This is a genomic window from Streptomyces sp. NBC_01591, from assembly GCF_035918155.1.
Taxonomy (GTDB): Bacteria; Actinomycetota; Actinomycetes; order Streptomycetales; family Streptomycetaceae; genus Streptomyces.
The window spans coordinates 3,178,598-3,192,803 of record NZ_CP109327.1; the positions used below are offsets into that span (position 1 = coordinate 3,178,598).

The 14,206-nt window shown below is 70.5% G+C and carries 10 protein-coding genes; 4 read left to right on the plus strand and 6 right to left on the minus strand.

Annotation, left to right across the window (positions count from 1 at the left end; all coding sequences use genetic code 11):
- Positions 1 to 8 precede the first annotated feature (8 nt).
- Genes iolD through iolC form a run of 4 tightly spaced genes read right to left on the minus strand, consistent with a single transcriptional unit; the run spans position 9 to position 4,718 of the window.
- The gene (iolD, locus tag OG978_RS14770; protein WP_326765675.1) at positions 9 to 1,892 is read right to left on the minus strand and encodes a 3D-(3,5/4)-trihydroxycyclohexane-1,2-dione acylhydrolase (decyclizing); all 1,884 of its coding nucleotides are present in this window, start codon (positions 1,890 to 1,892) and stop codon (positions 9 to 11) included.
- Positions 1,889 to 2,770, minus strand: a complete 882-nt coding sequence (gene iolB, locus OG978_RS14775) for a 5-deoxy-glucuronate isomerase (RefSeq protein ID WP_326765676.1) — start codon at positions 2,768 to 2,770, stop codon at positions 1,889 to 1,891. Before iolB ends, iolD begins: the two co-directional genes overlap by 4 nt.
- A complete protein-coding gene (locus tag OG978_RS14780; RefSeq protein WP_326765677.1) occupies positions 2,767 to 3,702 on the minus strand; it encodes a Cgl0159 family (beta/alpha)8-fold protein in 936 nt (311 codons plus the stop codon). Before OG978_RS14780 ends, iolB begins: the two co-directional genes overlap by 4 nt.
- Positions 3,699 to 4,718 (minus strand): 5-dehydro-2-deoxygluconokinase, encoded by a 1,020-nt coding sequence (gene iolC, locus OG978_RS14785; RefSeq protein WP_326765678.1) that lies wholly within the window; start codon positions 4,716 to 4,718, stop codon positions 3,699 to 3,701. Before iolC ends, OG978_RS14780 begins: the two co-directional genes overlap by 4 nt.
- Before the next feature lie 132 nt (positions 4,719 to 4,850).
- Here iolC and OG978_RS14790 point away from each other — a divergent pair, with 132 nt between their 5' ends.
- From OG978_RS14790 to OG978_RS14805, 4 genes are all read left to right on the plus strand, one after another.
- Entirely contained in the window at positions 4,851 to 5,807 is a 957-nt protein-coding gene (locus OG978_RS14790; protein ID WP_326765679.1) for a sugar phosphate isomerase/epimerase family protein, read from the plus strand.
- 104 nt (positions 5,808 to 5,911) lie between these two features.
- Positions 5,912 to 6,334, plus strand: coding sequence for a peptidoglycan-binding domain-containing protein (locus OG978_RS14795; RefSeq protein ID WP_326765680.1), 423 nt, complete (start codon positions 5,912 to 5,914; stop codon positions 6,332 to 6,334).
- Positions 6,335 to 6,755: 421 nt separating this feature from the next.
- Positions 6,756 to 7,064, plus strand: a complete 309-nt coding sequence (locus tag OG978_RS14800; RefSeq protein ID WP_326765681.1) for a heavy-metal-associated domain-containing protein — start codon at positions 6,756 to 6,758, stop codon at positions 7,062 to 7,064.
- A 121-nt stretch (positions 7,065 to 7,185) separates the two neighbouring features.
- Positions 7,186 to 9,579 carry a heavy metal translocating P-type ATPase gene (locus tag OG978_RS14805; RefSeq protein WP_326765682.1) on the plus strand — a complete coding sequence of 798 codons (2,394 nt, stop codon included), beginning with the start codon at positions 7,186 to 7,188 and terminating at the stop codon, positions 9,577 to 9,579.
- A gap of 516 nt (positions 9,580 to 10,095) precedes the next feature.
- Here the strand turns inward: OG978_RS14805 and OG978_RS14810 are convergent.
- On the minus strand, positions 10,096 to 11,385 hold the full coding sequence (locus OG978_RS14810) for a citrate synthase (protein WP_093548651.1): 1,290 nt from the start codon (positions 11,383 to 11,385) through the stop codon (positions 10,096 to 10,098).
- A 201-nt stretch (positions 11,386 to 11,586) separates the two neighbouring features.
- Positions 11,587 to 13,842 (minus strand): SF1B family DNA helicase RecD2, encoded by a 2,256-nt coding sequence (recD2, locus tag OG978_RS14815; RefSeq protein ID WP_326765683.1) that lies wholly within the window; start codon positions 13,840 to 13,842, stop codon positions 11,587 to 11,589.
- Between the last annotated feature and the right edge of the window lie 364 nt (positions 13,843 to 14,206).

Sequence of the window (14,206 nt, forward strand, 5' to 3'; positions counted from 1 at the left end):
GAACTCCTTCAGAGGTGGTGGCGTCGGTCGGCGACGTGACGGTCGTACTCTTCCCGGGCTTTCACTGCCGACGGCCGGGTGGCCGTTTCGGCTACGGGAACATCCCACCACGCCTGCGCCGGAGGCGGGCCCGACACAGTGTCTGCCGTTTCGGTCTCGACGTAGACACAAGTGGGACGGTCCGCGGCACGCGCCTCGGCGAGGGCTTCGCGCAGGTCACGCACCGTCTTGGCACGCAGCACCCGCATCCCGAGAGAACCGGCGTTGGCCGCGAGATCGACGGGGAGCGGGGGACCGGTGAACGTGCCGTCCGCGGCACGGTGCCGGTAGGCCGTACCGAGGCGCTCGGCGCCGACCTGCTCGGAGAGGCCGCCGATGGACGCGTAGCCGTGGTTCTGGAGGACGACCAGCTTCACGGGGAGTTCCTGCTGGACGGCGGTGACGATCTCGGTGGGATTCATCAGATACGTGCCGTCGCCGACCAGGGCCCAGACGGGACGGCCGGGGGCGGCGAGCTGGACGCCGATCGCGGCCGGGATCTCGTAGCCCATGCAGGAGTAGCCGTACTCCACGTGGTACTGGTGCGGGGAGCGGGCCCGCCAGAGTTTGTGCAGGTCGCCGGGGAGCGAGCCGGCCGCGTTGATCAGGATGTCGTCCTCGGTGACGAGGGCGTCGAGGAGGCCGAGGACCTGGGCCTGGGTGGGCCGGGCGTGCGGGTCCTCGGCGGTGAACGCGGCGGTGACGCGCTGCTCCCAACGCTCCTTGGCGTCGGTGTACTCCGTCTCGTAGGCGGGGTCGACGCGGTGGTTGCGGGCGGCGAGCGCGGTGGTGAGGGCTTCGAGGGCGGTGCGGGCGTCGGCGACGAGCGGGAGGGCGCCGAGCTTGTGGGCGTCGAAGCCGGTGATGTTGACGTTGAGGAAGCGGACCGCCGGATTCGAGAAGAGCGTGGCGGAGGCGGTGGTGAAGTCGGAGTAGCGGGTGCCGATGCCGATGACCAGGTCGGCGGTGCGGGCCAGCTCGTCGGCGGTCGCGGTGCCGGTGTGGCCGATGCCGCCGATGTCGGCGGGGTGGTCGTGGCGCAGCGAGCCCTTGCCGGCCTGGGTGGAGGCGACGGGGATACGGGTGGCGGCGGCGAACGCGGCGAGGGTCTCCTCGGCGGCGCTGTGGTGGACCCCGCCGCCCGCCACGATCAGCGGCCGGCGGGCACTGCGCACCGCCCGTACCGCCCGGTCCAGTTCGTACGGATCGGGGGCGGGGCGGCGTACGTACCAGACGCGCTCGGCGAAGAACTCCTCCGGCCAGTCGTACGCCTGGGCCTGCACGTCCTGCGGCAGCGCGAGCGTCACCGCGCCGGTCTCCGCCGGGTCGGCGAGGGTCCGCATGGCCTGGAGGGCGGCCGGGACCAGGGCCTCGGGGCGGGTGATCCGGTCGAAGTAGCGGGAGACGGGGCGCAGACAGTCGTTGACGGAGATGTCGCCCGCGGACGGGACTTCGAGCTGCTGGAGCACGGGGTCGGCGGGCCGGGTCGCGAAGGTGTCCCCGGGCAGGAGGAGGACGGGGAGGTGGTTGACGGTGGCGAGGGCGGCGCCGGTGACGAGGTTGGTGGCGCCGGGACCGATGGAGGTGGTGACGGCGTGCGCGGAGAGCCGGCCGGACTGGCGGGCGTAGCCGACGGCGGCGTGCACCATGGCCTGTTCGTTGCGGCCCTGGAGGTAGGGCATCGCGCGGCCGGACTCGACGAGCGCCTGGCCGACCCCGGCGACGTTGCCATGGCCGAAGATGCCCCAGGTGGCGCTGATCAGGCGCTGTCGTCGGCCGTCACGCTCGGTGTACTGGCGGGACAGGAAGGCCACCAGGGCCTGGGCGGTGGTGAGGCGGCGGGTACTGCTCATGGGCGCGGCTCCGTCCCGTAGAAGGGGAGTCTGGGGTCCACCGGCTGCAAGGGCCAGGTGTCGCGGATCCAGCCGTGGTCCGGGTGGTCGCTGATCAGCCACTCCCGCTGCTCCCCCGGGCCCGCCATCACGTTGAGGTAGTAGAGGGTGCGGCCGGGGGAGGCGATGGACGGGCCGTGCCAGCCGTCGGGAATCAGGACCGCGTCGCCGCTGCGGACCTCGGCGAGGACGTCCGTACCGCCGTCCCGGGACGGCGACACCCGGTGGTAGCCGAGGCCGTCGCGCTCCACCTCGAAGTAGTAGATCTCCTCCAGCACGGACTCGACGCCGGGGCGGTGCTCGTCGTGCTTGTGCGGCGGGTAGGACGACCAGTTGCCGCCGGGGGTGAGCACCTCGACGGCGATCAGCCGGTCGCACTCGAAGGTGTCGGCGGCGGCGAAGTTGTTGACCTGGCGGGAGCAGTTCCCGGAGCCGCGCAGTTCGACGGGTACCTCCGGCGCGGGGCCGTAGCGAGCGGGGAGTCGTCGCTCGCACTTCGCTCCTGCCAGGGCGAAGCGGCCTCCAGCGCCGGAGGCGATCTGTGCATGGGCGTCACGCGGTACGTACGCGAAGTCGGATACCCCGCTGAACACGCTTTCCCGGCCCAGCAGTTCAAAGATCTCACCTGAGGAGTGCACCGTACAGCCACCGGTCAACGGCAGCACGATCCACTCGCTCTCCCCGGTGACGAGCGTGTGAACTCCGCCGGGCCCGAGCTCGAGGATCCGCAGGCTCGACCGGTCCCAGCCGGCCCGCTCCGGGTCGATGTCGAGGGTGCAGGAGCCGTTCGCCGTGCTCCCGGCCTTCAGGTGGTACCGCCGTTCGTCGTCCGTCGTCATGGTCGTTCCCTACCCGTTGCCCGGCCTGTTTCCGCCTCTCTCGGCTCCAGCAGCGAAACCGCCGTGTCGACGGCCGCGGCCACCTCTCCGTCGGCCGGATAGAGCAGCGAACGCCCCACCACCAGGCCCTGGACGGTCGGCAGCCGCAGCGCCGTGCGCCACTTCTCGAACGCGCCGTCCAGGTCGTCGCCCACTTCCCCGCCCAGCAGCACCGCGGGCAGCGTCGACGCCTCCATCACCCGGGCCATGTCGTCGGGGTTCTCGGTGACGGGGACCTTGAGCCAGGTGTACGCGGACGTCCCGGCCAGCCCGGACGCGATGGCGATCGAGGTGGTGACCGCCTCCGCGCCGAGGTCGTTGCGGACGTGGCCGTCGGTGCGGCGGCAGAGGAACGGTTCGACGAAGACCGGCAGCCGGTGCGCGGCCATGGCGTCGATGGCGCGGGCGGTGGCGTGCATGGTGTCGAGCGAGCCGGGGTCGTCGTAGTCGATACGGAGCAGCAGTTTGCCCGCGTCGAAGCGGAGGCGGGCGAGGTCTTCGGGGCGGTGGCCGGTGAACCGGTCGTCGAGTTCGAAGGCCGCGCCCGCGAGTCCGCCGCGGTTCATCGAGCCGATGACGACCTTGTCCTCCAGCGCGCCGAGGAGCAGCAGGTCGTCGAGGATGTCGGCGGTGGCGAGCACTCCGTCGACGCCGGGGCGGGAGAGGGCCAGGCGGAGCCGTTCCAGCAGCTCGAAGCGGTTGGCCATGGCCAGTGCGCGGTCGCCGACGGCGAGGGAGCCGCGGGCCGGGTGGTCCGCCGCGATGATCATCAGCCGTCCGCCGCTGCCGACGAGGGGGCGTCTGCGGCGTCGCGCGGCGGCTTCGGCGACGGCCTCGGGGTGGCGCATGCGCAGCTGGACCAGTTCGGAGACGGAGGAGGCCGGGGGCGTCATGGGGTGGCTCCGGTGGGGCGGGGGGTGACGGCGCCTTCGGCCAGGGCCGCTTCGACTTCGTACGGGAACGGCATGGCGGACGAGCAGGCGAGCCGGGAGGCGACGATGGCCCCCGCGGCGTTGGCGTAGCGCATGATGCGTCCGGTCTCCCAGCCGGCGAGGAGCCCGTGGCAGAGCGCCCCGCCGAAGGCGTCACCGGCGCCGAGGCCGTTGACGACATCGACGGGCAGCGGCGGCACTTCGGCCACCGCGCCGTCGCGGTGGACGGCGAGCACGCCCTTGGGGCCCTGTTTGACGACGGCGAGTTCGACGCCCGCGCCGATCAGGGCGCGGGCGGCCGCGTGCGGTTCGCGCTCGCCGGTCGCGATCTCGCACTCGTCGAGGTTGCCGACGGCGACGGTGGCGAGGGCGAGGGCATCGCGGTAGCGGGCGGTGGCGGTGTTCCCCGATGCGTCTTCCGGGGCGTTCTCCGTTGTGTCCGCCGGGGTGTTCCAGAACATCGGGCGCCAGTCGAGGTCGAAGACGGTGATGCCCGAGCGGGCGCGGGCCCGCAGTGCGGCGAGCGTCGCGGTACGGCTCGGTTCGGCGCACAGCCCGGTGCCCGTCATCCAGAAGACCCGGGCGGACCGGACCGCTTCGAGGTCCAGTTCCGAGGTGTGGATCTCCAGATCGGGGGCCTTGGGCTGCCGGTAGAAGTAGAGGGGGAAGTCGTCGGGCGGGAAGATCTCGCAGAAGGTGACCGGTGTCGGATACGCGTCGACGGGCGTCACCCACCGGTCGTCCACCCCGAACTCCCGCAACTGGTGGTGGAGATACTCCCCGAAGGCGTCCCGGCCGGTGCGCGTCACCACCGCCGTCCGCCGGCCGAGCCGGGCCGCCGCGACGGCGACGTTGGACGGTGAGCCGCCGAGGAACTTCCCGAAGGTTTCGACCCGGGCCAGTGGCAGACCGGTCTGCAGGGGGTAGAGATCCACCCCGATCCGGCCCATGGTGATGACGTCGTACCGCTCAGGCATAAGCATCCCTTCGACCCGCGTCCGGGGCGGCTGTCCCCAGGTCTAGCCCTCCCCCGGAACCCTGTCAATGCTTTGTCCGGACATACGGACGAATGATTGACACCCGCTTCCCCGGCCGGAAGTCTGGACGGCATGACCTCCTCCGCAGTGGCCCCGGCCCGTATCCGTATCGGTTCGGCACCCGACTCGTGGGGCGTGTGGTTCCCCGACGATCCGCGCCAAGTGCCCTGGCAGCGCTTCCTCGACGAGGTCTCCGCGGCGGGTTACGAATGGATCGAGCTCGGCCCGTACGGCTACCTCCCGACCGACCCGGCCCGCCTCGCCGACGAGACCCGCCGTCGCGGGCTCTCGGTCTCGGCCGGGACCGTTTTCACCGGATTGCACCATGGACCGGCTGTCTGGGACCGGACCTGGGCGCATGTCGCCGACATCGCGGCACTCACCCGGGCGATGGGCGCCGGGCATCTGGTGGTCATCCCCTCGTTCTGGCGCGACGACAGGACGGGCGAGGTCCTGGAGGACCGCAGCCTCACCGCGGAGCAGTGGCGCGATCTCACCACCCAGACGGAGCGGCTGGGCCGCGAGGTGCAGGACCGTTTCGGGCTGCGCATCGTCGTCCATCCGCATGCCGACACCCATATCGACACCGAGGAGAACGTCGGCCGCTTCCTCGACGCCACCGATCCGGACCTCGTCTCGCTCTGCCTCGACACCGGGCACTACGCCTACTGCGGCGGCGACAGCGTCAAGCTGATCGAGACCTACGGCGAACGGATCGGCTATCTGCACCTCAAGCAGGTCGACCCGGAGATCCTGGCCCAGGTCGTGGCGGACGAGGTGCCGTTCGGCCCGGCCGTGGCGCGCGGTGTGATGTGCGAACCGCCGGGCGGGGTGCCCGCACTGGAACCCGTGCTGGCCGCCGCCCGCGGGCTGGACGTCGATCTGTTCGCCATCGTCGAGCAGGACATGTACCCGTGCCCGCCCGACAAGCCCCTCCCCATCGCCCGGCGCACCCGCGACTTCCTCCGCTCCTGCGGCACATCCCCGCTACCCGGGCGCCCTGACACGCCGAACGGTCCGGAGAAGTGACGTAGCGGCGGTGTGCGGTGTTGTTCTCGGTGACAAGTGGGGGCGCACTCCCGGTCGCACCCCACCGCCGTACGCCACACCACCGCACAAGGAGCAGCCCCACCATGATCCGAAAGATGCTGCCGTCCCGCAGGACGGCCGCGGCCCGGGCGCTGACCGCGGCCACCCTGGCCGCGGTCTCCCTGCTCGCCGCCCTCGCCCCGGCATCGGGGGCCTCGGCCGACGAGAGCAACCCGGTACCGCCGCCCGGCTCCAGTCCCGTCTGCGCCTTCTACGACGGCGACCGGCCGACCGCCTTCGGCGAGCAGGGCGAGCGGGTCTCCCAGGCGCAGTGCCTGCTGGCCAACCGTCACTACCTGCCGTGGTCCGCGGTCGACGGGACGTTCGGACCCGAGACGCTCGTCGCCGTACAGCGCTTCCAGTCGGACCACCCGCCGCTCACGCCGGACGGCCTGGTCACCCCGGCCACCTGGGCGGCACTCTGGCACGCGGGACCGAACCGCGTGATCCCGCTCCCCTTCCCCTAGCCCACCCCCCTTCCGGCCCCGTACGGCGACGAGCACCCCGCGCGGGGTGCTCGTCGCCCGAATGCCCCACAGCGCCGCCCGAAACACCAACCTGTTGCCGACCCTCATCCCGCTCGGCAGCTTCCTGGCACCGACACGGGCCTGAGCCGTGCGCTCTTCGCACAGGGGTGCATCCCGGCCCCACCGACGAGCAGCAGCATCTGTTCACCCTCTTCCCGGTCGGCGGCATGGTCGTGATCACGCCCGTCGCGCCGGCCCTGGCTTCGGTCGCCGGCACGCAGTGCACGGAACGCCGGAGCGAGTGGGCGGCGAGGCGCTCGCATTCATACCCCCTAGGGGTATAGTGTGGAACGTGTTGGGGCGCACCGGGCCCCCGGGCCCCGACACACGACCTTTTGTGCTCGTCGAAGAGGAGAACACCATGACCGCCGAGACCCAGCTCCCCCAGGCCACCGGCTCCTGCTGCTCGCCCAGCGGCTCCTGCCACGACGGAGCGGACGCCGGTGCACAGGCGGGCGGGGTGACCACCGTCTACCAGGTGTCCGGCATGACCTGTGGACACTGCGAGGGTGCCATCTCCGAGGAGATCTCCGGCATCGAGGGTGTCACCTCGGTGAAGGCCGTGGCCTCCACCGGCCAGGTGACCGTCGTCTCCGCGGCCCCGCTGGCCGACGACGCCGTGCGCGCCGCGGTCGACGAGGCGGGCTACGAGCTCGTCGGCCGGGCCTGAACACCATCGGGGGCACCCCCGATACGCCGGATGCACCCGCACCACCCCCTTTGCCGCCGGGCCGGACCGACCAGCAGATACTGGTAGGGAACGGCCCGGTCGGCATTTCAGGAGTTCGGACATGCACAGCGCAACAGAGGCCGAGGCCCGGACGGCGGAGGGCTCGACCGCTGAACTCACGATCGGCGGGATGACCTGCGCCTCCTGCGCCGCCCGCGTCGAGAAGAAGCTCAACCGGATGGACGGCGTCACCGCCACGGTCAATTACGCGACCGAGAAGGCCAAGGTCGCCTTCGGCCCGGGAACCGGCCTCGCGGATGTGATCGCCACGGTCGAGAAGACCGGTTACACGGCGCAGCCGGTACGCCGCCCCGAACCGACCCCGCCCGCCCCGCCACCGGCCACGACCGGAGCCCGCGCCGACACACCGGCCGGCAGTACCGTCCGGGCAGCACGCCCCGAAGCCGGGGCCGAGGTCGAGGTCGAGGTCGACGACGCCGGAGCCGGGGCCAAGGGCGACGACGCCGCCGAGCGGAGTGCCGACCGGGCTCTCGCCTCGCTGCGGCAGCGTCTGATCGTCTCGGCCGTCCTCGCCGCCCCCGTCGTCCTGCTCGCGATGGCCCCGGCCCTCCAGTTCGACAACTGGCAGTGGCTCTCGCTCACCCTCGCCGCTCCCGTCGTCGTCTGGGGCGGACTGCCCTTCCACCGCGCGACCTGGACCAACCTCCGGCACGGCGCGGCCACCATGGACACCCTGGTCTCGATCGGCACGCTCGCCGCCTTCGGCTGGTCCCTGTGGGCGCTCTTCTTCGGCGACGCGGGCATGACCGGGATGCGGCACGGCTTCGACTTCACCGTCTCGCGCGCCGGTGACTCGTCCACCATCTATCTGGAGGTCGCGGCCGGGGTCGTCACCTTCATCCTGCTGGGCCGCTATCTGGAGGCGAGGTCCAAGCGGAAGGCCGGCTCCGCCCTGCGCGCGCTGATGCACCTGGGCGCGAGGGACGTCTCCGTCCTCCGGGACGGTACGGAGGTACGCGTCCCCGTCGCCCGGCTCACCGTCGGCGACCGTTTCGTCGTCCGCCCCGGCGAGAAGATCGCCACCGACGGCACCGTCGTCGAGGGCGCCTCGGCCGTGGACGCGTCGATGCTGACCGGTGAGTCCGTGCCCGCGGAGGTCGGCGTCGGCGACTCCGTCACCGGGGCCACCGTGAACGCCTCCGGCCGGCTCGTCGTCGAGGCGACCAGGGTCGGTTCCGACACCCAGCTGGCCCGGATGGCGAAGCTCGTCGAGGACGCCCAGAACGGCAAGGCCGAGGTGCAGCGTCTCGCCGACCGGATCTCCGCCGTCTTCGTACCCGTGGTGCTGGTGATCGCGCTCGCCACCCTGATCGTGTGGCTGCTCGTCACGGACGACATGGCCGCCGCGTTCACCGCCGCCGTGGCCGTACTGATCATCGCCTGCCCCTGCGCCCTGGGCCTCGCCACCCCCACCGCCCTCATGGTCGGCACCGGACGCGGCGCCCAGCTCGGCATCCTGATCAAGGGCCCCGAAGTCCTGGAGACCACCCGCCGCGTCGACACCATCGTCCTCGACAAGACCGGCACCGTCACCACCGGCCGCATGACCCTCCTCGACATCCACACCGCCGAAGGCACCACCGAAACCGACGCACTCCGGCTCGCCGGCGCACTGGAGCACTCCTCCGAACACCCCATCGCCCGGGCCGTCGCCGCCGGAGCCACCGAACGCACCGGCGCACCCCTCCCCACCCCCGAGGACTTCGCCAACATCGCCGGACTCGGCGTACGCGGCACTGTCGACGGGCACCGGGTGCTGGTCGGCCGTCCGCAGTTGCTCGCCGACGCGGGCATCGACGTCCCCGACGCCCTGTCCGGCGCTGTCGCCGACGCGGCGGCCAAGGGCCGTACCGCGGTCATGGTGGCCTGGGACGGGCAGGCGCGGGGCGTCCTCGCGGTGGCCGACAAGGTCAAGGAGTCCAGTGCGGAGGCCGTCGCCGAGCTCCGCGCCCTCGGCCTCCACCCCGTTCTGCTGACCGGCGACAACCGTGCCGTGGCCGACGCGGTGGCCCGTGCCGTCGGGATCGACGAGGTCCACGCCGAGGTACTGCCCGAGGAGAAGGTGCACGTCATCGAGCGGCTCCGGGCCCGGGGGCGCTCCGTCGCCATGGTCGGTGACGGCGTCAACGACGCGGCCGCCCTCGCCACCGCCGACCTCGGCCTGGCGATGGGGACCGGCACGGACGCCGCGATCGAGGCGAGCGACCTCACCCTGGTTCGTGGAGATCTCAAGGTGGCCGCCGACGCGATCCGGCTCTCCCGGCGCACCCTGACCACCATCAGGGGCAACCTGTTCTGGGCATTCGGCTATAACGTAGCCGCCCTGCCCCTTGCGGCATTTGGCCTGCTCAACCCTATGATTGCGGGAGCGGCGATGGCCTTCTCCTCGGTCTTCGTCGTGACGAACAGCCTGCGGTTGCGCGCCTTCACGTAATTTCCACAACGAGACTCAGATCACATGGATTTCAGGGTAACCATCCGGCGGGTTCGTGAGTCTAAGAGTGCGATGCCAAGGATGTCTTGGGGGACGTCCGTCGGAGCGTCTTGGGGGACGCTCCGGGCAAGCGTTGGCCGGGGCACGTGCACCGGGGAGCTTTGAGCGGCCCTCCCGTGCGTACGTACCCCGGCAGATCGCAGAAGAAGTACAAGTGAAGAGCGCAGGAGCTTCGGCTCCCACAGACGCCCGGCCGGATCCCGTGGGGGGAATCCGCTCCGGGACATGGAAGCGCCTCGCTGTCGGCCCGTGGGGGGATCGATGGCGAGGCGCTTCTCTCTGCCGGCGCACACACGCGCCCGCCACCACGCCCTGCCTGCGGACACACACGCCCCGCCACCGCGTCGCCGGGCACGCAAATCGCCCCGGACACCGCGCTCTGTGCGAAAGCGCGGTACGCGGGGCGAAGTCGACCGGCCCGGGCGGGCCGGGGTCGTGCGGGGGGTGTTACGAGGTTCAGCGGCCCTCGACCGGGACGAAGTCGCGCAGGACCTCGCCGGTGTAGATCTGGCGCGGGCGGCCGATGCGGGAACCCGGCTCCTTGATCATCTCGTGCCACTGGGCGATCCAGCCGGGGAGACGGCCGATCGCGAAGAGCACGGTGAACATCTCGGTCGGGAAGCCCATGGCCCGGTAGATCAGACCCGTGTAGAAGTCCACGTTCGGGTAGAGGTTGCGCGAGACGAAGTACTCGTCGGAGAGCGCGTGCTCCTCCAGCTTCAGCGCGATGTCGAGCAGCTCGTCGGACTTGCCGAGCGCGGACAGCACGTCGTGGGCAGCGGCCTTGATGATCTTGGCGCGCGGGTCGAAGGACTTGTACACCCGGTGGCCGAAGCCCATCAGCCGGACGCCGTCCTCCTTGTTCTTCACCTTGCGGATGAAGGAGTCGACATCGCCGCCGTTGGCCTGGATACCTTCGAGCATCTCCAGCACCGACTGGTTGGCGCCACCGTGCAGCGGGCCCCACAGCGCCGAGATACCGGCGGAGATCGAGGCGAACATGTTCGCCTGCGAGGAGCCGACCAGACGCACGGTGGAGGTCGAACAGTTCTGCTCGTGGTCCGCGTGCAGGATGAGCAGCTTGTCCAGCGCGGAGACGACGACCGGGTCCAGGTCGTACTCCTGGGCGGGGACCGAGAAGGTCATGCGCAGGAAGTTCTCGACGTAGCCGAGGTCGTTGCGCGGGTAGACGAAGGGGTGGCCGATCGACTTCTTGTACGCGTACGCCGCGATCGTCGGCAGCTTGGCCAGCAGCCGGATCGTCGAGAGGTGGCGCTGCTCCTCGTCGAACGGGTTGTGGCTGTCCTGGTAGAACGTGGACAGCGCGCTGACGACCGAGGACAGCATGGCCATCGGGTGGGCGTCGCGCGGGAAGCCGTCGAAGAAACGCTTGACGTCTTCGTGCAGCAGCGTGTGCTGGGTGATCTCGTTCTTGAAGGTCGACAGCTCGTCGACCTTGGGAAGCTCACCGTTGATGAGCGTGTACGCGACCTCCAGGAACGTCGAGCGCTCGGCGAGCTGCTCGATGGGGTAGCCGCGGTAGCGGAGAATGCCCTGCTCACCGTCGAGGTAGGTGATGGCGGATTTATAGGCTGCGGTGTTGCCGTATCCGCTGTCCAGCGTCACCAGACCGGTATTGGCCCGGAGCTTCCCGATGTCGAAGCCCTTGTCGCCGACGGTGCTGTCGATCACCGGGTAGGTGTACTCGCCGTCGCCGTACCGCAGTACTACAGAGTTGTCGCTCACGTCATCCCTCACCGACGTAGTGCCTCTTCTTCGAGGTTCCCTGACTGTCTCCACCCTCCCCCATTTGGCTCAGGAGAGTGCACTCGGGGTCGTCCATTGGACCTATTCGCGGCACTGAGTGCCGCGAACTTACTCATCCTGCCCCCTCGGTTCCGGTTCCGGAAGGGCTGCGTGATGTTTCCCACCGATTTGATCGATCATTTATTCCGCCGATCCTCCGCCCGAGCCCCCTGTCAGCCGGTAATCCAGCGCCGTACAGCGTCTGCCCGCGGAAACCGTGCGGACCGCCTGGCCGATCGCCTGCCGCGAGCCGACCAGCACGACGAGCTTCTTGGCCCTGGTCACCGCGGTGTACAGCAGGTTCCGCTGGAGCATCATCCACGCGCTCTTGGTCACGGGGATGACGACGGCCGGGTACTCGCTGCCCTGGGAGCGGTGGATCGTCATGGCGTACGCGTGGGCCAGCTCGTCGAGCTCGTCGAAGTCGTAACCGATCTCCTCGTCCTCGTCCGTGAGGACCGTCAGCTTCTGTTCGTCCAGGTCAAGGGCGGTGACGACGCCGACCGTGCCGTTGAAGACGCCGTTCTCCCCCTTGTCGTAGTTGTTGCGGATCTGGGTGACCTTGTCGCCGACCCGGAAGACCCGGCCGCCGAACCGCTTCTCGGGGAGATTCGGGCGGCCCGGGGTGATGGCCTGCTGGAGGAGTCCGTTGAGCGTGCCCGCGCCGGCCGGGCCCCGGTGCATCGGGGCGAGGACCTGTACGTCGCGCCGCGCGTCGAGGCCGAACTTGGCCGGAATGCGGCGGGCAGCGACGTCCACCGCGAGCACGCCGGCGTCCTCCGTCTCGTCCTCCACGAAGAGGAAGAAGTCCTTGAGGCCCTGGGTGAGGGGCGGAATGCCGGAGTTGATCCGGTGGGCGTTGGTGACGACGCCGGACTGCTGGGCCTGGCGGAAGATCGTGGTGAGCCGGACCGCGGGAACGGGGCTGCCGTCGGCGAGCAGATCGCGCAGCACCTCCCCCGCGCCGACCGACGGCAGCTGGTCGACGTCCCCGACGAGCAGCAGGTGGGCACCGGGTGCCACCGCCTTCAGCAGCTTGTTGGCGAGCAGCAGATCGAGCATCGACGCCTCGTCGACGACGACCAGGTCGGCGTCCAGCGGACGGTCCCGGTCGTACGCGGCGTCGCCGCCCGGCTTCAGTTCGAGCAGCCGGTGCACGGTGGACGCCTCGGCCCCGGTCAGCTCGGAGAGCCGCTTGGCCGCCCGCCCGGTCGGCGCGGCCAGCACCACCTTGGCCTTCTTGGCCCGCGCCAGCTCCACGATCGACCGGACGGTGAACGACTTCCCGCAGCCGGGCCCGCCGGTCAGCACCGCGACCTTCCGGCTGAGCGCGAGCCGGACCGCCGCCTCCTGCTCGGGGGCCAGATTCGCCCCCGTACGCGTGACGAGCCAGGCCAGCGCCTTGCCCCAGTCCACGTCCGCGAAGGCCGGCATCCGCTCCTCGGGCGTCCGCAGCAGCCGCTGCACCTGGGCGGCGAGAGCGATCTCGGCACGGTGGAAGGGCACCAGGTAGACGGCGGTGACGAGCTCGCCGCCCTCGGGCGACGGCACCTTCTCCCGCACGACACCCTCCGGGTCCTCGGCCAGTTCGGCGAGGCACTCGATGACCAGCCCCGTGTCGACCTGGAGCAGCTTCACCCCGTCCGCGATCAGCCGCTCCTCGGGGAGGAAGCAGTGCCCCTGGTCGGTGGACTGCGACAGCGCGTACTGGAGCCCGGCCTTGACCCTTTCCGGGCTGTCGTGCGGGATGCCGACGGCCTGGGCGATCTTGTCGGCGGTGAGGAAGCCGATGCCCCAGACGTCGGCGGCCAGCCGGTAGGGCTGGTTCTTCACGACGGAGATCGACGCGTCCTCGTACTTCTTGTAGATACGGACGGCGATGGAGGTGGAGACGCCGACGCCCTGGAGGAAGACCATCACCTCCTTGATCGCCTTCTGCTCCTCCCAGGCGGCCGCGATCATCTTCGTCCGCTTGGGGCCGAGGCCGGGGACCTCGACGAGCCGCTTCGGTTCGTTCTCGATGATGTCGAGGGTGTCGACGCCGAAGTGCGTGGTGATGCGGTCGGCCATGACCGGGCCGATGCCCTTGATCAGACCGGAGCCGAGATAGCGGCGGATGCCCTGGATGGTCGCGGGCAGGATCGTCGTGTAGTTCTCGACGGTGAACTGCTTGCCGTACTGCGAGTGCGAACCCCAGCGCCCTTCCATGCGCAGCGACTCACCGGGCTGCGCACCGAGCAGCGAACCGACCACGGTCAGCAGGTCGTTGGCACCGCGACCGGTGTCGACGCGCGCGACCGTGTACCCGTTCTCCTCGTTGGCGTACGTGATCCTCTCCAGGACCCCTTCGAGGACGGCCATGTTCGGCTTGGGGTGCGTAGCGGACGTGGTGGACATGGGTGCGACGGTACCGGGCGGGGCTGACAGCGGGTGGGCCGCGCCGGAAGCTGACGGCGAGTCCACCTGGCCGTGACGGTGCCCGTGGCTGCAACGGCCCGTGCCGGGAACGGTCAGCCGACCACGGACTCACCACCCTCGGCCGGTCGTGGAACCAGTGGTCGATGGCCGCCACGTCCTGTACCCAGGCGGCACGGTAGAAGTCGTCGCACACGAAACGGGGCCCGGTCGAATGACCGGACCCCCCTCGCTTTCCCCCACCGTCAGGGCTTCCCGATCCCCCCAGATCCCTCCCCGGAAGCACCCGACGCCAGATACGACTCAGTAGGGCGCCGAACGGTTGTACGCCTTGACGATCTCTTTG